This window comes from Streptomyces sp. EDA2-14 (genome assembly GCF_054963755.1).
The window spans coordinates 91,865-108,573 of the sequence record NZ_JBUEGE010000010.1 but is presented as its reverse complement, the minus strand read 5'-3'; the positions used below and the strand labels follow the sequence as shown (position 1 = coordinate 108,573).

The 16,709-nt window shown below is 72.7% G+C and carries 16 protein-coding genes; 7 read left to right on the top strand and 9 right to left on the bottom strand.

The window, feature by feature from the left end; genetic code table 11:
- The first annotated feature begins 76 nt into the window (after positions 1-76).
- The gene (locus ACY34M_RS23800; protein WP_462720060.1) at positions 77-889 is read left to right on the top strand and encodes a LolA-like protein; all 813 of its coding nucleotides are present in this window, start codon (positions 77-79) and stop codon (positions 887-889) included.
- Positions 890-932: 43 nt separating this feature from the next.
- Here ACY34M_RS23800 and ACY34M_RS23795 read toward each other — a convergent pair whose 3' ends face one another.
- Positions 933-1,472 carry a helix-turn-helix domain-containing protein gene (locus tag ACY34M_RS23795; protein WP_462720059.1) on the bottom strand — a complete coding sequence of 180 codons (540 nt, stop codon included), beginning with the start codon at positions 1,470-1,472 and terminating at the stop codon, positions 933-935.
- Between the two features lie 147 nt (positions 1,473-1,619).
- Here ACY34M_RS23795 and ACY34M_RS23790 point away from each other — a divergent pair, with 147 nt between their 5' ends.
- Entirely contained in the window at positions 1,620-2,870 is a 1,251-nt protein-coding gene (locus tag ACY34M_RS23790; protein WP_462720058.1) for a benzoate/H(+) symporter BenE family transporter, read from the top strand.
- Here the strand turns inward: ACY34M_RS23790 and ACY34M_RS23785 are convergent.
- Entirely contained in the window at positions 2,830-3,549 is a 720-nt protein-coding gene (locus ACY34M_RS23785; protein ID WP_462720057.1) for a type 1 glutamine amidotransferase, read from the bottom strand. The genes ACY34M_RS23790 and ACY34M_RS23785 overlap by 41 nt on opposite strands.
- A 116-nt stretch (positions 3,550-3,665) precedes the next feature.
- On the opposite strand from ACY34M_RS23785, the gene ACY34M_RS23780 reads away from it, so the two are divergent.
- A complete protein-coding gene (locus tag ACY34M_RS23780; protein ID WP_462720056.1) occupies positions 3,666-4,517 on the top strand; it encodes a fructosamine kinase family protein in 852 nt (283 codons plus the stop codon).
- Between the two features lie 3 nt (positions 4,518-4,520).
- Here ACY34M_RS23780 and asnB read toward each other — a convergent pair whose 3' ends face one another.
- Positions 4,521-6,059 carry an asparagine synthase (glutamine-hydrolyzing) gene (gene asnB, locus ACY34M_RS23775; protein WP_462720055.1) on the bottom strand — a complete coding sequence of 513 codons (1,539 nt, stop codon included), beginning with the start codon at positions 6,057-6,059 and terminating at the stop codon, positions 4,521-4,523.
- Between the two features lie 81 nt (positions 6,060-6,140).
- Between asnB and ACY34M_RS23770 the strand changes: the two genes are divergently transcribed.
- Positions 6,141-6,911, top strand: a complete 771-nt coding sequence (locus tag ACY34M_RS23770) for an IclR family transcriptional regulator (RefSeq protein ID WP_462720054.1) — start codon at positions 6,141-6,143, stop codon at positions 6,909-6,911.
- A gap of 1 nt (position 6,912) precedes the next feature.
- Here the strand turns inward: ACY34M_RS23770 and ACY34M_RS23765 are convergent, their stop codons facing one another.
- On the bottom strand, positions 6,913-7,698 hold the full coding sequence (locus tag ACY34M_RS23765; RefSeq protein WP_462720053.1) for an SAM-dependent methyltransferase: 786 nt from the start codon (positions 7,696-7,698) through the stop codon (positions 6,913-6,915).
- Between the two features lie 194 nt (positions 7,699-7,892).
- Between ACY34M_RS23765 and ACY34M_RS23760 the strand changes: the two genes are divergently transcribed.
- Positions 7,893-8,357 carry a cupin domain-containing protein gene (locus tag ACY34M_RS23760; protein WP_462720052.1) on the top strand — a complete coding sequence of 155 codons (465 nt, stop codon included), beginning with the start codon at positions 7,893-7,895 and terminating at the stop codon, positions 8,355-8,357.
- A gap of 7 nt (positions 8,358-8,364) precedes the next feature.
- Here ACY34M_RS23760 and ACY34M_RS23755 read toward each other — a convergent pair whose 3' ends face one another.
- Positions 8,365-9,321 (bottom strand): D-2-hydroxyacid dehydrogenase family protein, encoded by a 957-nt coding sequence (locus ACY34M_RS23755; protein WP_462720209.1) that lies wholly within the window; start codon positions 9,319-9,321, stop codon positions 8,365-8,367.
- A 229-nt stretch (positions 9,322-9,550) separates the two neighbouring features.
- On the opposite strand from ACY34M_RS23755, the gene ACY34M_RS23750 reads away from it, so the two are divergent.
- Complete coding sequence (locus ACY34M_RS23750; protein WP_462720051.1) at positions 9,551-10,414, top strand: glycoside hydrolase family 16 protein; 864 nt, start codon at positions 9,551-9,553, stop codon at positions 10,412-10,414.
- Between the two features lie 94 nt (positions 10,415-10,508).
- Here ACY34M_RS23750 and ACY34M_RS23745 read toward each other — a convergent pair whose 3' ends face one another.
- Both ACY34M_RS23745 and ACY34M_RS23740 read right to left on the bottom strand, forming a co-directional pair.
- Positions 10,509-11,204 carry a ribonuclease H family protein gene (locus ACY34M_RS23745; RefSeq protein WP_462720050.1) on the bottom strand — a complete coding sequence of 232 codons (696 nt, stop codon included), beginning with the start codon at positions 11,202-11,204 and terminating at the stop codon, positions 10,509-10,511.
- A 6-nt stretch (positions 11,205-11,210) separates the two neighbouring features.
- The gene (locus ACY34M_RS23740; RefSeq protein WP_462720049.1) at positions 11,211-11,606 is read right to left on the bottom strand and encodes a nitroreductase/quinone reductase family protein; all 396 of its coding nucleotides are present in this window, start codon (positions 11,604-11,606) and stop codon (positions 11,211-11,213) included.
- Positions 11,607-12,013: 407 nt separating this feature from the next.
- Between ACY34M_RS23740 and ACY34M_RS23735 the strand changes: the two genes are divergently transcribed.
- Complete coding sequence (locus tag ACY34M_RS23735; protein ID WP_462720048.1) at positions 12,014-12,841, top strand: endo alpha-1,4 polygalactosaminidase; 828 nt, start codon at positions 12,014-12,016, stop codon at positions 12,839-12,841.
- Between the two features lie 16 nt (positions 12,842-12,857).
- Here the strand turns inward: ACY34M_RS23735 and ACY34M_RS23730 are convergent, their stop codons facing one another.
- Positions 12,858-13,310: a hypothetical protein gene (locus ACY34M_RS23730; protein ID WP_462720047.1), complete on the bottom strand. Its 453-nt coding sequence runs from the start codon at positions 13,308-13,310 to the stop codon at positions 12,858-12,860.
- Between the two features lie 2,040 nt (positions 13,311-15,350).
- The gene (locus ACY34M_RS23725) at positions 15,351-16,685 is read right to left on the bottom strand and encodes an LCP family protein (protein WP_462720046.1); all 1,335 of its coding nucleotides are present in this window, start codon (positions 16,683-16,685) and stop codon (positions 15,351-15,353) included.
- Between the last annotated feature and the right edge of the window lie 24 nt (positions 16,686-16,709).

Below are 16,709 nucleotides of genomic sequence, written 5' to 3'. Positions count from 1 at the left end.
GCGCCCACGCATCACAGAACGTAGAATTTATGGGTATTCCGGGCGCGCGGCGCGTCCGGGAAGGCGAGGTGGCGTCATGGCCGGACCGACCCAGAGCCGACTGCACCGGGCCGCGCGAGCACCCGTCGCCGCGGCGTTCGTGTCCGCGAGCCTGTTCACCGCGGGCCCTGCCGTGGCGGACGACGGCGACGCCAAGGACAAGAGCGCGCGGGAGTTGGCCGACGCGGCGAAGAAGGAACTCCTGGACGCGACGTCGCTCCACATGACGATGAAGAACAGCACGGACGAACGGGACGCCCGCACCCCGGCCTCCGTCGATCTCCGACTCGACGAGGACGGAAACTGCACGGGCGAGCTGCGCATGGGCACCGGCGGCGCCAAGGGCGGCAGCGTCGACCTCGTGAAGCACGGCGACGAGGTGTGGATCAAACCGGACGCCACCTTCTGGAAGACCCAACTGAACGGCCGAAGCGGCGAGTTGGCGGCCGATCTGATCGGCGACCGGTACGTGCACGGCACCACCGACGACCCGATGCTCGACAGCCTCTCCGGCACCTGCGACCTCGACTCGTTCCGTGAGCGCCTGAAGGACGGCTCGGACCGCACCGGCAAGGACGAGCTCACGAAGGGCGACCAGAAGAAGGTCGCCGGCACCGAGGTCGTGCCGCTCACCTCCGGAGACCGTGCGGAGCGCCTCACGCTCTACGTCACCGCCGACGAGCCGCACCGGCTGGTGCGTGCCACCGAGAAGGGCTCGGGCGACTCCCTGTCGATGACACTGACCGACTACGGGAAGCCGGTACCGAAGAAGACGCCGTCCGCGGACGACTCGATCGACGTCTCGGACCTGCGGGGCAGCGGGCCGTCGCAGGCGCCGCACGCCGCCTGAACCTCCGCGCGCCGATGGGGCCGCGTCGGCCGTGCCGTGCCGGTCAGGCGCCCTTCGGGTAGCGGACGAAGAGGATGCCCTGGACCTCTCCGTCCGGCGCGCCGTAGATGTGCGGGGCGTCCGCGGCCCAGTGGGCGTACCCGCCCGGCCCCGCGGTCGTGGGTGCGTCAGGCGGGCCGGCCACGGCCGTCCCCGAGAGCACCATCAGGCTCTCCGTGGTGTGCGGTACGTGCGCCGCGGACTCCTGCGTCGCACCCTCGGCGATGGTGACGCGGAAGACGTCGGTGGCCGCGTCCGCGTCCTCGTACCGCTCGATGAGCACCGCGGTGACCGCGCTCCCCGAGACACCGGCCGCTCCGGCGCCCCCGCCGCGCGACGGGTCGTCGAGGACGGCGCTCAGCGGGCGGCCGAGCGCGGTGGTCAGGGCGTAGAGGGTTTCGAGGGTCGGGTTGCGGCGGCCGGTCTCCAGCTCGGAGAGCGTGCCCTTGCCGACGCCCGAGCGGCGCGCGAGCGCGGACAGGGACAGGCCACTGTCCTCGCGCAGCAGTTTCAGCCTGCGCCCCACTTCGTCACCAAGCCCCATCGCCCGGTCCCCTCCCGCGCCCGTCGGCGCGTGTTGACGTGTCGCCCACGGCGTCCTTAGTGTTCCACAAACAGAACGTTCTGTTTGTGGAACGCTTTGCGCTCTCGCACCATCCTGCCCTCCCCTGCCTTCGGAAGTGACACCCGCATGTCCTCGCTCGCCCGCATACGCGCCCTCGCACCGCCCTCGGCCGTGGCGGCGGGACTCATCGCCACCACCGTCGGTGTGACCAGCGCGGCGGCGATCGTGTTCACCGCCGCGCGGACCGCGGGGGCGGACGCGCGGGAGGTGTCCTCGTGGATGCTGGCGCTCGGCGTCGGCATCGCCGTGACCACCGTGGGCCTGTCGATCCGCAACAAGGCGCCCGTGCTCACCTCCTGGTCGACACCGGGCGCCGCGCTCCTCGCCACGAGCCTGAGCGGGGTGTCCATGGAGAAGGCCGTGGGCGCGTTCGTGTTCAGCGCCGTGCTGACGGTGGTGAGCGGTCTCACGGGGTGGTTCGCGCGGCTCATGGACCGCATCCCGGTGCCGCTCGCCTCCGCGCTCCTCGCGGGGGTGCTGCTGGACTTCGGGACGGGTCTCTTCGGGCAGATGGGCGGGCACTTCGGGATCGCGTTCCCGGTGTTCGTGCTGTACCTCCTCGCCCGCCGGCTGCTGCCGCGCTACGCCGTGGTGGTCGCGCTCGCCGGTGGCGTCGTGGCCTCCGTCCTCACCGGTGGCTGGCACCTGGAGCGGGTGCGACTGTCGCTCGCGCAGCCCGTGTTCACGACGCCCGAGCTGGACTGGAAGGTGCTCGTCAGCGTCGGTGTGCCGCTGTTCGTGGTCACCATGGCCTCGCAGAACCTGCCGGGTGTCGCCGTGCTGCGCACGTCCGGCTACGAGGTGCCGATCTCGCCCGTCCTGACGTGGACCGGCATCGCGCAGGCGGTGCTCGCTCCGTTCGGTGCGTTCGGCCTCAACCTCGCGGCGCTGACCGCCGCGATCTGCACGGGCGAGGAGGCGCACCCCGACCGCAAGCGGCGCTATCTCGCGGCCGTGTGGGCGGGTGTCTTCTACCTGTGTGTCGGTCTGCTCGGCGCGACCGTGGCCTCGCTGCTCGGCGCGATGCCGCACGCGCTCGTCCTGGCGGTCGCCGGGGTCGGGATGCTCGCCACGATCGAGTCCGCGCTGGCCGGCGCGCTGGCCGACCCGAAGTCCAGGGAGGCGGCCGTCGTCACCTTCCTCGCCACGGCCTCCGGGGTGACCCTGCTGGGCATCGGGTCCGCGTTCTGGGGGCTGCTCGCGGGCGTGCTCACCAGTGTCGTCACGTCCGTGGCGCGCCGCCGCACCACCCCGCCCGCGGCCACCGCCCAGCCGGTCACGGCCTCGTCGCGCACACCTGAGCGAACCTCCGTGTGACCTCGGACCACGCCGCGACGGCCGCGCCCTCGTCGGCCACCGCCGCGGCGTGCAGCCGGTCCCGGTCGAAGCCCTTGCGGGCCAGCTCCTCGGCGTCCCATCCGGCGATCCGCCCCGCCTCGGCCTCCGGGTGGAACTGGACGCCCCAGGCACGCTCCCCCACCCGGAACGCCTGGTGCGGGCAGTCCTCGGTGGACGCCAGCCAGACGGCGCCCGGCGGCAGCTCGGTGATCTGGTCGACGTGCCGCTCGATCGCCGGAACCGTCGCATCGAGCCCGTGCAGCAGCGGGTCGTCGGCAGCCTCGGGCCGCAGTCGTATCCGGGTGCTGCCGTACTCGGGCCGCCCGTGACTCCCCCGTACGGCGCCGCCCGCGACGTGGGCGAGCAGCTGGCCGCCGAGGCAGATGCCGAGGACGGGCGTGCCGCCGTCGAGGGCCTGCGCGACGAGGCGGCGGGTCGCGGGGAGCCAGGGCGCGCGCTCGTCGTCGTCCGGCAGGTAGCCGCCGCCGAGCACCAGCAGCGGCCTGCCGTCGAGCGCCTGCGGCAGCGACTCGCCCTCGTACGGACGCAGCACTTCGAGATCGACGCCCGCCGCACGCAGCCAGTCGCCGACCCGGCCGGGACCGCCGTTCTCGGTGTGCTGCACGACCAGGACGGGGTCAACTGCTGTGCCGCTCATCCGCTTTCGCCTCGTTCCTCACATCGATCGGGGCCGTGCCCCGTGTTGATCAACGCAGCAGATCAGCGCGCGGCGCATCCCGTCAACGGTCCGACGGTCGTCCTACGCTGAGCGTCATGTCAGACTTCGCAGCCGCCGCGACCCGTTTCACCGGCCGCCCCGCCACCAACGAGCGCCGCCTCTCCACCCACCTCGGCGCGGTCACCCTCGACGACGGCCGCGTGGTGATGGTGAAGCAGGCCGACGCCCCGGCGGCGGTGCGCGCCGAGGCGGCCGGGCTGCGGTGGCTCGCGGCGGCCGACGCGGTGGCGGTGCCCACCGTGCACGGGTACGACGAGCGATGTCTGGTCGTCGACCAGGTCGCCGAGGGGCGGCCGAGCGGGGACGCCGCGGCGCGGTTCGGCCGGGACCTCGCGCGGCTGCACGGCGTCGGGGCCGAGGCGTTCGGGACGGCGCCGCCCGACGGGCCCACGGACGCGTACATCGGACTCGCGCCCATGCGCAATGTGCCGGGCGACGACTGGCCGCGCTGGTACGCCGACCATCGCGTGCTCCCCTACCTGCGCAAGGCCGTCGACGCCGGCACCCTCTCCGCCGCCGAGGCGCAGCCGATCGAGCGGGTCTGCGAGCGGCTGCCCGACCTCGCGGGGCCCGCCGAGCCGCCCGCCCGACTGCACGGCGACCTCTGGAACGGCAACCTGCTGTGGGGCGCCGACGGCACGGCCCACCTCATCGACCCGGCCGCGCACGGCGGGCACCGCGAGACCGATCTGGCGATGCTGCACCTGTTCGGCGCGCCGCACCTGGACCGGATCGTCGACGGCTACCAGCGGGTCGCGCCGCTCGCCGACGGCTGGCGCGACCGCATCCCGCTGCACCAGCTCTTCCCGCTGCTCGTGCACGCGGTGCTGTTCGGGCGCGGCTACGCCGAGCAGGCGATCACCGCGGCCCGCTCCCGGCTCACGTAGCGACTATGCCGTCGCGAACCGCGTGAGCACGGCCTGCGGGCGTACGCCCGGCAGCGCGGCGCGGAACGTCCGGTAGTAGCCCAGCTCCTCCTTGCTGCGCAGCTCGGGTGCGCCGTCCTCGGCAGTCGCCGCCGCGAACTCCTCGTCCGTGATGCGGCTGTCCCACAGCGGGCTCAGGACGCTCTCCGCGCCGCTGCCCGTGCCGAACTGCTCCTTGCGCCGCCACAGCAGGTGTTCCGGCAGCCAGCCGGCGAAGGCGCGGCGCAGGTGCCCCTTCTCCATGCCGTCGTCCTCCAGTGCCTTGACGGGCGCGGGCAGTGACATGGCGTGCGCGATGACGTCCCGGTCGAGGAACGGGACCCGTGCCTCCAGGCCGTGGGCCATGGTGACGCGGTCGCAGCGCTGGAGGTTCAGGCCGTGCAACGCGCCTATGGTGCGGCGCAGTTCGGCGTCCAGTGCGTCGGGGGCGGCGTGCTGCTCGTGGTAGTAGCCGTAGCCGGCGAAGAGTTCGTCGGCGCCTTCGCCGGTGAGCACCGCCTTCACGTGCTGTGCGGCGAGTTCGGACAGGAACCAGTTGGGCACCGCGCTGCGGATGAGGCTGGCGTCGAAGGACTCCACGCACCCGACCACCTCGTCGAGCGCCCGCGCCGCGGCCTCGGCGTCGAGCACCGCCTCGTGGTGCTCGGTGCCCAGGAATGCGGCGGCCTCCCGCGCGGCGAGCAGGTCCGGGGAGTCCTCCGTGCCGACGGCGAAGGTCTTGAGGCGGCGGCCCTGACGGGCGTACGTGTCGGCGGCGACCGCGGCGACGAGGCTGGAGTCGAGCCCGCCGGACAGGAACACACCGACCTCGACGTCCGCCATCAGGTGCCGGCGGACGGAGTCGGCGACGGCCTCGAAGGTGGCCTTCTCGACGACCTGCTCGGGCACCCCGCCCCAGGTGTCGGTCACGTCGGGGACCGGCTCGGCGAAACGGCGCAGTCCGTCCTCGGGCGTCCACCAGCAGCCGGGCGGGAAGATCTCGGCGTTCGGCTGTACGTCGGGGTGGAAGGCGCGCAGTTCGGAGGCGAAGTGCACGGCGGTTTCCGTGCGCGCCCAGTACAGGGGCTTGACGCCGATGGCGTCGCGGGCGGCGACGAACCGGCCGCCGGGCGTGGCCGCGCACAGCGCCCACATGCCGCGCAGCCTGAGCAGGCCCTCGGGCCCGTCGGTGCGCAGCACGGCGAGCGCCGCCGCGGAGTCGGAGGAGGTGCCGAAGGCCTCGGCGGGCAGTTCCTCGCGCAGTGTCCCGTGGTTGTAGATCTCGCCGTTGCACACGAGCGACCAGTCGTCGTCGCCTGTGCCGCCGAGGGGCTGGTGTCCGCCGTCGAGGTCGACGATGGAGAGGCGGCGGTGGCCGAGCCAGGTGTGGCCGCCGACCGTACGGGTTCCGCTGTCGTCGGGTCCGCGGTGGGCGAGCCGGTCGAGCATCCCCTCCGCCGCCGCGTCGGCGCACTCGGTGTCGAGACTTCCGTGATGACTGTGTATGGCTGCGATTCCGCACATGTGGATCGACCATAGAGCGGTCCGTGCGAATGGAACAATGCGAGTTGCTGTATACGCACGCCGCTGTGGGAGGCTTGCGTCATGGCAGCGGAGAACCTGAGCAGCGTGCACCGCGCGCTGGACGTGCTGCGCGCTCTCGCGCAGGGGCCGATGGGCGTGCAGGAAGTGGCGCAGGCGGTGGGGCGGGAGAAGACGCAGGTGTCACGGACCCTGAAGGTCCTGGCGCAGGAGGGGTTCCTGGAGCGGGACCCGCGCACGCTGCGCTATCGCGTCGGCTGGCAGCTGCTCGCGCTCGCCTCGTCGGCGGGCGAGGAGCGGCTGTACGGGGAGGCTCCGCCGGTGCTGCGGGATCTGGTGCACCGCGTCGGGGAACCGGCGTATCTGACGGTGCTGTCCGGGCACGGTGTCGTCACGGTGCTCACGGAGCGCACGTCGCGCGGGCTTCAGGCGCACGAGTGGATCGGCCGCACCTCGCCCCTGAACTGCACGTCGGCGGGCCGTGCGCTGCTGTTCGGGCTGCCGGACGACCAGGTGGCGGCGCTCCTGACGACCGAGGACGGGGCGCCGCTGCCGGGCACGGACGCGGCGCCGCGCGACACTCCTGCCGTCCTGGAGCGGCTGCGCGTGGAGCGGGCGCGCGGCTTCGCGGTGGCCGCGGAGGAGATGGAGCCGGGCCTGACCGCGGTCGCCGTGCCGGTGCACGACCACCGGGGTGACGTGGTGGCGGCGGTCAACGTGTCGGCGCCCGTGTTCCGGCTGCCGCCGGAGTCGCTGCCGCAGGTCGCGGAGGCGGTGATCGCGGCGGCGCACCAGCTGTCGGCCCGGCTCAACGGCGCGCCGCCGCCCGCGTGACTCAGCGGACCCGGGCGACCGCCGCGTAGATGCCCGACGGCTCGGGCTCCGGTGCGGCGCCGTCCCGGAACCACTCGGTGGCGGTGACAAGGCCCGGCTCGACCATGTCGAGCCCGTCGAAGAAGCGCGCCACGCCTTCGTGGGTGCGGAAGCCCAGCTGGATCCCAGCCGCGGCGTACTGCGCGACGACCTTCTCGACCAGTTCGGGGAAGATGTCGCAGGAGGCGTTGGAGAGCACCAGGTGACTGCCGGTGGGCAGCTCGGACACCAGCCGGGACACGATCCCGTACGCCTCCTCGTCGTCCGGGACGAAGTGCATCAGCGCGATCAGCGACAGGGCGATCGGCCGGTCGAAGTCCAGGACCGTACGGGCGTGTTCGATGATGGCGTCCGGCTCCCGGACGTCGCCCTCGATGTAGTCGGTGACACCCTCGGGGCTGCTCACGAGCAGCGCCTGCGCGTGCCGCAGCACGATGGGGTCGTTGTCGGTGTAGACGACCTTGGCCGACGGGACCACCCGCTGCACGATCTGGTGCAGGTTCGGCGAGGTCGGGATGCCGGTGCCGATGTCCAGGTACTGGTCGACCCCCTGCCCCGCGAGCCAGGCGGCGGCCCGGTGCATGAACTCCCGGTTCTGCCGTGCGGCGTCCCGTGCCTCGGGCGGCAGTTGCGCGCCGACGGCCTCGTCGACGGGGTAGTTGTCCTTCCCGCCGAGCAGCCAGTCGTAGACCCGTGCGGGGTGCGCCTGGCTGGTGTCGATACGGGGCCTCGGTGCGGGTGCCGTCATGAGGACTCTCCAACGTCGCTGAGGGGGCAGGCCGATGCCTGTGACCTGCCCGCAGTCTTTCATGCCAACTCCCTTTGTTCACGACGGAGTTGCAGGTCACGGCGGGTGTGCGGGCGACAGCGCACGGTACGCGCACCGTCCCCCGTCCGCCTACCCTTGGGTCACCCAACCATGATCCACCCCGAGGAGCCACCGTGCGTGACTGGCACACCGAGCTCGGCCTGGAGCCGCACGGCGAGGGCGGCTTCTTCCGCCGCGTCTACACGAGCCCGCACGAGCTGTCGACGCCGCACGGCCCCCGCCCCTCGGCGACGTCGATCTACTATCTGCTCGACGAACGGCAGCCGAGCGGCCTGCTGCACCGCAACCGCAGCGACATCCTGCACTTCCTGATCGACGGCGGCCCTCTGGAGTACGTGACGGTGGACCCGGCCGGCTCCCTGCGGCGCACCGCCCTGGGCCCGGACGACGAGCGCTTCCTGCTGGTGCCGGGCGGCCACTGGAAGGCGTCGCACCTGCTCGGCGACGCCCGCCACGGACTGGTGGCGGAGGTCGTCACACCGGGCTTCGACTACACGGACTACGAGTTCGCGACGGGCGACGTACTGGACGAGTTCCCGCACCTCGCGGACGAGCTGCGGGAGTTCGTACGCCGATGAGGCGGCGTCAGCCGAGCGTGCGCACCGGGCTGCCCGCCAGGAACGCCTCGATGTCCTCGACCGCGCCTTCGAAGAAGCCCTCGTAGTTGCGCCGCGTGACATAGCCGAGGTGGGGCAGGCCGAGGAAGTTCGGCGCGGTGCGCAGGGGGTGGTCGGCCGGGAGGGGCTCGGTGTCGAAGACATCGCTGCCCGCGCCCGCGATCCAGCCCTCGCGCAGCGCCCGCAGCAGCGCCCCCTGGTCGACGATCGCGGCGCGCGACGTGTTGACCAGGTAGGCGGTGCGGCGCATGCGGCGCAGTTCGTCCGCGCCGAGCAGGCCACGGGTGCGGTCGCCGAGGACGAGGTGGACGGAGACGAAGTCGCTGGTCTCGAGGAGTTCCTCCTTCGACGCGGCGAGGGTGGCACCGGCTTCGGCGGCCCGCTCGGCGGTGAGGTTCTGGCTCCAGGCCGCGACGTCCATGCCGAAGGCGGCGCCCACGCGTGCGACCCGTTCGCCGATCTTCCCGAGGCCGAGCAGGCCGAGTCGGCGGCCGTGCAGATCGGCGCCGAGGGTGGACTGCCAGGGTCCGCCGTCGCGCAGATTGCCGCCCTCGGCGAGGACGCCGCGGGCGAGGCCCAGGATCAGGGCCCAGGTGAGCTCGACGGGCGGTTCGGGGTTGCTCGCGGTGCCGCAGACGGTGACGCCGTGCGCGGCGGCGGCGTCGAGATCGATCGACGCGTTGCGCATGCCCGAGGTGACGAGGAGCCGCAGCTTCGGCAGGCGCGCGATCAACTCGGCCGGGAACGGGGTGCGTTCACGCATCACGACGACGATCTCGCAGTCACCGAGCAGCGCGACGAGCTCGTCGTGCGAGTCGACATACCGATTCAGGTACGTGACGTCGACCCGGCCCGACAGCCGGTCCCAGTCGGCGAGGCCACGGGCGACGCCCTGGTAGTCGTCGAGTACGGCGCACCGCAACATGCTCACATCACTCCCGGTTCGAAGAACACCTCGAGGGTCGGCTCGAAGATCGTCGGCAAACCTTAACCGGGAGCGCTGGTACAGACTTTCGCGCAGTCCCTTGACGCCCTCGTGCCCCACCCCTTAAATCAACTCTTGAACGGAACACATCAAGCGCAGCCTTCTTGCCTTCACTTTCTGGCGTGCCGCGGGACGGCACGACCCCCTACCCGAAGTGATGTGATGCCCCATGCGCAGTTCACTGCGCCCGCTGAGCCGCAGACTCCCCCTGGGCGCCGCGGCACTGCTGTGTGTCGCCGCGGCGTTCATCCCCACGGCGAACGCCGCCGAAGTCGACGACGGCGCCGAGCACACCGCGGCGGTCACCTTCTCCGACGACTTCGACGGGCCCGCGGGCTCGGCGGTCGACGGCTCGAAGTGGCAGACCGAGACCGGAGACAACGTCAACAACCACGAGCGGCAGTGGTACACGGCGGGCAACAACAACGCTGCCCTCGACGGCCAGGGCAATCTGGTCATCACCGCCCGGAAGGAGAACCCCGGCAACTACCAGTGCTGGTACGGCTCGTGCCAGTACACCTCGGCGCGCCTCAACACGTCGGGCAAGTTCGAGACGACGCACGGCCATGTCGAGGCCCGGATGAAGATCCCGCGCGGGCAGGGCATGTGGCCCGCGTTCTGGATGCTGGGCAGTGACATCGGCTCGGCCGGCTGGCCCAACTGCGGCGAGATCGACATCATGGAGAACGTGGGCTTCGAACCGTCGACGGTCCACGGCACCATCCACGGTCCCGGCTACTCCGGTTCCGGCGGGATCGGCGCGGGCAACACGCTGCCCGACGGCAAGGCCTTCGCGGACGACTTCCACACCTTCGCGGTGGACTGGACGCCCAACAAGATCTCCTGGTCCGTGGACGGAACAGTCTTCCAGACCCGGACACCGGCCGACGTCGGGGGCAACCAGTGGGTCTTCGAGAAGCCGTTCTTCTTGATCCTGAACCTCGCCGTGGGCGGGGACTGGCCCGGCGACCCGGACGGCAACACGCAGTTCCCGCAGCAGTTGGTGGTGGACTACGTGAAGGTGACCACGTGACGCCGCATCCGTGAGCGCCTGAAAGCACGAGGAGGGGCCCGGCGCGCACGGCGCCGGGCCCCTCCTCGTCTCTGCGATGTCTGTTCGATGCAGCTCAGGCCGACGTGCGGCAGTCCGGGTGGCCCCAGCCGTCGGGGTTCTTGGCGATGTCCTCACCGGCCGCGTACGGGCGACCGCAGCGGCAGCGTCCGGGGAACTTCGCCTTGATGGTGCGCGACGAAGAGCCGGAGGAGGCGGCGCGCTTGGCGGGCGCCGACTTCGCGCGCGGGGGCTTGGCGGAGGACGGGGCGGACGGCGGCGGCTCGGGCGAGCCGAGCGCGCTGCCCGCGTCCTGCTGGGCCACGGCGGCCTGGCTGGCGGCGCGGTCCGCGAAGTCGTTGAGCGGGTCGCCGTCGACCTGGTGCGCGGGCACGTACTTGAACTCGACCGCGCGGCCCTCGAGGAGCGCGTCGATCCGCTGCACCAGTTCCTGGTTGGCGACGGGCTTGCCGGCGGCCGTCTTCCAGCCCTTGCGCTTCCAGCCGGGCAGCCACGTGGTGACGGCCTTCATCGCGTACTGCGAGTCCATCCGCACCTCGAGCGACACATTCGCGTCGACCGTACTCAACAGCCGCTCCAGGGCGGTGAGTTCGGCGACGTTGTTCGTCGCGGTGCCGAGCGCGCCGGCTTCCCACTGCACGGGCTTCTCGTCACCGTCGGCGACGACCCAGGCCCACGCCGCGGGTCCGGGATTTCCTTTCGACGCGCCGTCACACGCGGCGATCACTCGTTCTGCCATGCCCCCGATCATGCCAGGTCAGTCGTCCAGGTCGACGCGTACGGTCAACAGGTCGACGCCGAACCCGCGGACTGCGGCGCTGTTGAGGCGCGGCAGGGTCTTGAGGCGGGCGCGGGCGTCGTCCTCGGGCAGCAGGTGCGCGGTGCCGCTGTGCCAGTGGCCGCGCAGGCGGACGCGGACGCGCGGGTCGGCCTGGATGTTGCGCACGTACTGGGACGTGAACCCGAACTCCGAGACCAGCCAGAAGGCCCCGTCCACTCGGCGCCCGCCGACCGGGGTGCGGCGCGCGAGCCCCGACGTGCGCCCCGTCGTCTCCAGGAGGACCTGCGTCGGCAGTCGCCGGGTCACGGGATTGACGAGGTGGCGCTGGAAGGTGGTGACGAGCCGGTGCTTGGTCTCGTGGAAGCGCGTCATGGGCGCACTGTAGACCGGGAGCGGGCGGCCGACCGGGAATCGGCGACCGGCCGGGAACCGGCGGTGAAAGAGGAAGCCCCGGCCGTGACGGGGGACCACGGCCGGGGCGGCTTGAGGTGGAGCACGGATGGCGGTCGCCTCTCGGCGGGAGGCTCCGCAGGGCTTCAGCCGAACGATCTTCCCTGCGGGCAATAGGTAGGGCCCGGGGACACTGTTCCATCCGTGTCCACGTCTTGGTCAACGGACCGGGTGGCAGGGTTGTTCCCGGCGACCCCGGAGGTGGGCGTGAGGTACGTCACCGCCTGCGCCGTCTCGTGACCGTCCGAGCCGTCTGCACCGAAAGGACCCGTCCAGGCCCGAGCTGAGCGGTGTGAAACGTCTGCGGGCTCTCGTTCTAAGCTGCAACGATGATCTTCCGCCCGGGTTCCCGCCGACTGTCGGCTCTGTGCCTCGCCCTGACCGCCGTGTTCGCGCTGTCCGCCTGCTCGTCGCAGGACTCCGGAGACCGCTCCCCGAAGGTCCAACGGCCGACGGCGGGTGTCCGGTTCGACTACCAGATCGGCGGCGCGTACGAGCCGCCCTCCGGGGTGCGGGCCGTCTCGCGGGACCGCGGGGACAAGCCCGCGCGCGGGCTCTACAACGTCTGCTACGTCAACGCCTTCCAGGCGCAGCCCGGCGCGGTGGACTGGTGGCGGCGTCACCACGACGACCTGCTGCTGCGGGACGAGTCGGGGAAGTTGGTGATCGACGAGGACTGGGACGAGCCGCTGTTCGACATCTCGACGTCGACGAAGCGCTCGCGCCTCGCGCGCATCGTCGGCGACTGGATCGACGGCTGCGCCGACGACGGCTTCCAGGCCGTCGAACCGGACAACCTCGACTCCTACGAGCGCTCGGACGGGCTGCTCGACACCTCGGACGCGGTCGCGTTCGCGCGGCTCATCACCGAAAGGGCACACGCGTCCGGGCTCGCGGTCGGCCAGAAGAACACCGCGGACCTGCTGCCCAAGCACCGTGCCGTCGGCTTCGACTTCGCGGTGACGGAGGAGTGCCAGCGTTACGACGAGTGCGCGGAGTACGCGGCGGCGTACGACGACCGGGTCCTCGCCGTCGAGTACCGCGAGGGCGACTTCGAGCGGGCGTGCCGGGCGTGGGGCGACCGGCTCTCTCTCGTACTGCGTGACATGGACGTACGGCCCGCCGGCACGAAGGGGTACGTGCGGCGGGCCTGTTGAGCGGCGCGGGGTTCGGTCAGGCCTTTCGGGTCGGGTCGCTCAGCGCGTCCAGGCGGCGCTTGATCGCGTCGAGGGCGCCGGGGCGGCGGCCCGGCACCTGTTCGCGCACGGCGGTCAGCGCGGCGGCGTGACCGCGGGCCCGGTCCGGGTCGCGGACCTGTTCCCACTGGTGGTGGGCGCGGTCGACGGCCGCCTCCACGTCCTCGTCCGAGGGCGCCTCGCCGCGGGCGATCCGGGCGTGCGCCACGGCGATCCACAACTCGCAGCTGCGGCCCGGTTCGTCGGCCAGGCGGGCGAGGTCGGCCCGCACCTCCATCCAGTGCACGACCTGCGACGACCGCATCCCATGCACCCGCAACGCCTCCCCCTCCCACGCGGCAGCGATGGAAGCGGCTTCCCCATGCCGCCCGGCCTGCACCGCGGCGAGCAGCAGGGCGTGCGGGTCGGGGGCGGCGGGCTGGGCGGGCATCGGCGGGGCGGGAGCCGCTGGTACGGGGGCCGGCGGGGCCGTGGGCATCGGCGGGGCGGGCATGGGCTGGGGCGCGGCGGACGCAGAGCCCGAAGGCGACGCCTTCGCGAGCTGTACGGCCGGTGCGGGGGTGGGGGCCGGTCCTGCGTCCGCAACAGGCGCCGGAGCGGGGGCGGGGGTCGGGACTACGTCCGCAACAGGCGCCGGAGCGAGGCCGGGAGCCGGTGCTGCGTCCGCAACAGGCGCCGGAACAGGGGCGGGCGCTGCGGCGGTGGGCACGGCAGCCAACCGAGCCGGAGGTTGAGCCACCACCGGCGCCGGAGCTTCGACCGGGGCCGAAGTTGACGCCTGGACCGGGTCAGGCACCGCGACCGAAGCCGGTGCCGGGACTGGGGGCGGACCAGGCACTGCCGCCGGGGCCGGGGGCGTGACCGATATCGGAGCCGAAGCCGGAACGGGAGCGAGGCCCGGGCTCGGCGCTGCACCAGCGGCTGAACCCGCGGACGGATCCTGATCGGCACTCCGACCGGAAGTCTCTGGCGTGCCAGCATCCGGGGCCGCAGACGGACCCGCGACAGAGTCCGGACCTGAAGCGACTGCCGTCCCAACGGCCGGATCCCCAGACGGAGCAGAGACACCAGCCGACCCCGAAGTCACAGAGGCCCCCGCGCGCGACGCCGCGGACGGATCCGCAACAGAACCCGGACCCGAAGTCATCGCCGCGCCACCCGTCGGCACCTCGGCCGGAGCAGGGGCGGGCGCCGAGCCCGAAGCCACAGGAGCCCCAGCGCGCGAGGCCCCGGACGGATCCGCTACAGAAACCGGGTCCGACGTCATCGCCGCGCCGCCCGTCGGCGCCTCGGCCGGAGTCGGGGCTGGCGTCGGGGCCGATGCCACAGTCAGGGCCGCGTTCGTCTCCCGGGGCGAGGGCCGGTCCTGGCCCGCCTCCGGAACCGGTGCCGCCGCAGGGGCCGCATCCCGCGGCGCCGCGGGCGTCTGACCAGGAGCCGGCTCAGGAACAGGAGCGGGAGCCGACACAGGACGACCGGGTGCCGGGACCTGGCCGACGCCCGGCGCCGGGGCCGGAACCGATGCCGACCCTGTCGGCTCTGCCGACGCGCCAGGTGCCGCGGCAGCAGCCGCACCCGTGACCTCCGCCCCACCGGGCCGCCCCGCGGCCCCGGTGATACCCGGATCCCCGGCGACCGCATGACCGCTCTCGGCCCCCGCCGGAGGCGCGGAGTCCGCAGGACGTCCGGTGTCGCCCGCGTGCCCGTTCTCCGCCGGAGGCGCCACGTAACCCGACCCCAGCCCCACGAACCACGCGTCCGCCGGGCCCACATGCGCCGCCGCCGTCTCGTGGAGGTCGGGCGGGGTGGGGCGGGCGCCGGTGCGCCAGATGTCCGCGTAGGCACGGAGGTAGGTCGGGGTCAGGGTGGTGCGGCGGGGCGGGGGCGGCAGCACCCGGCCGAAGAGGCTCGTGCCGTGGCCGAGGCCCAGGCCGCCCACACCGACGTGCTTCCATGCCTCCGCGTCGGCGACGAGGTCGAGCACGACGGTCGTGGTGTGCGGGCGGCGCCGGGTGAGTTCGGCGGTGAGCCAGTGCCAGGGCAGCGCCGTGTAGCGCAGCGTCGACGGGGTGGTGCGGGCCAGCGCCAGGTGCAACAGGCGCTGGCGGTGGTCGAGGTGGAGCTGGCCCGCGACGTACAGGTGGAGCGGGCCGGGCTGCGCGGCAGCGGTGCGCAGGCGGGTGAGGACGGCCTGCGGGTCGAGCGGGTCGGCGAGTTCGACCACGGACGCCGCCGCCGTGCCGGTGAGCACGCTCGGCGGCACGGCCGCGAGCGTGGGCAGCACGGAGACCGCGTCGATGAGGCCCGCCTTGCCGACAGGGGCTGCCGCGAGGAGCAGCGCCGTGCCCGGCTCGGTGGAATGTGCCTCGTTGTTGCCTTGCGCGTTGATCACCACAGCAGAACCGTAACCGCAACACAGAGCGTCCCGCTGCCGTCACGGAGCCTCAAGTCGCCCCGTGACGGTCGGTTTTCAGCCCTTTTTGCCCGAAGGATGCGCGCAGCGCAGCCGATCTCCGGTAACCGGGGCCCCTTCCACCATGCTGCGGTCGTACGTCACTTGCGTCACGGCCTGATCACCCGCGCCGACGGTGACGCGGAAGACGGGCCCGAATCCGGCCACGGACCGCAGCTGCGCGCCGGGGAGCGCGGATGCCAGGGAGGGCGCGAAGCGGGCGCGTTCGGGATCGTACGTGACGACGGTGGGTCCGCTCGGGCGGCTGCTCGGGGCGGCTTCCTCGGTCACGTCGAACCCGCTCCGGCGCAGCCCGTCGGCGACGCGCGGGTCGTCGACACGCACCTTGGTCTCCTTGGGCGGCATAGCGACGGGGACCGGGCCGCCGGACTTGCGGGTGGAGGTCAGCGGCCGGTCCGCGCGCAGCGCCACGAACATCCGCTTCGCCCGCTTGCCGTCCCACAGCAGCGACGAGCCCCACTTGGGGTCCCGGTAGTCGAAGTTCGAGATGGGCACGGTGGCGAACTCGGTCTGGCGCGGCGTGACATTGCGCAGCTTCCAGGCCAGGGACATCAGCGTCTTCGCGTTCGTGTGCCCGTCGGTGCGTACGTGGGTCATCAGGGTGCGGGCCGTCCGGGCGGCCGCCATCGGGTCCTTGAGGACGTCGGCGTCGGCGAGCCGCGCCAACATGCCGAGCAGGAGTTTCTGTTGGCGGCGCACGCGGCCGAGGTCGCCGGGCGGGTCGAGGTGCCGGGCGCGGACGTAGCGCAGTGCGTGCGTGCCGTCGATGTCGTGGGTGCCGGCGGCGAGATCGAGGCCCGAGTTCTCGTCCTTCAGGGGCTTGTCGCTGCACACCTCGGCGCCGCCGAGGTCGTCGACGGCCGCCACGAACTTCCGGAAGTCGGTCTCCATGTAGTGGTCGATGCGCAGCCCGGTGGCGCGTTCGACGGTGCGGACGGTCAGGTCCCGGCCGCCGTGCGCGTACGCCCCGTTGATCTTCCCGCTGTGCGTGGGGTGGTCGTGCCGGGCGAAGCGCACGAAGGAGTCGCGGGGCAGGGAGACGACGCTGAGGCGGCGGCCGTCGGCGGGGATGTGCACGAGCATCAGCACGTCGGTGCAACCGCACTCCTGGCCACCGACGTGCAGCCGCTGGATCTCCTCGCGGCTCATCCCGCTGCGCCGGTCGAGTCCCGCGACGAGGAGGTTGGTGCCCTTGCCTCCGCTCGCCGCGGAGTCCGGTCCCGCGGCGGGAGCGGATCTGCCCGCCGCGGGTCCGGCCCCCGCGAGCGTGGTGATCAGCAGGGCGGCCGCGGCCACCGCGTGGCGGCGGCGGAGACGGTGGTGAGGGGCCATGGGGGACCTCCGTCGAGTGGATGT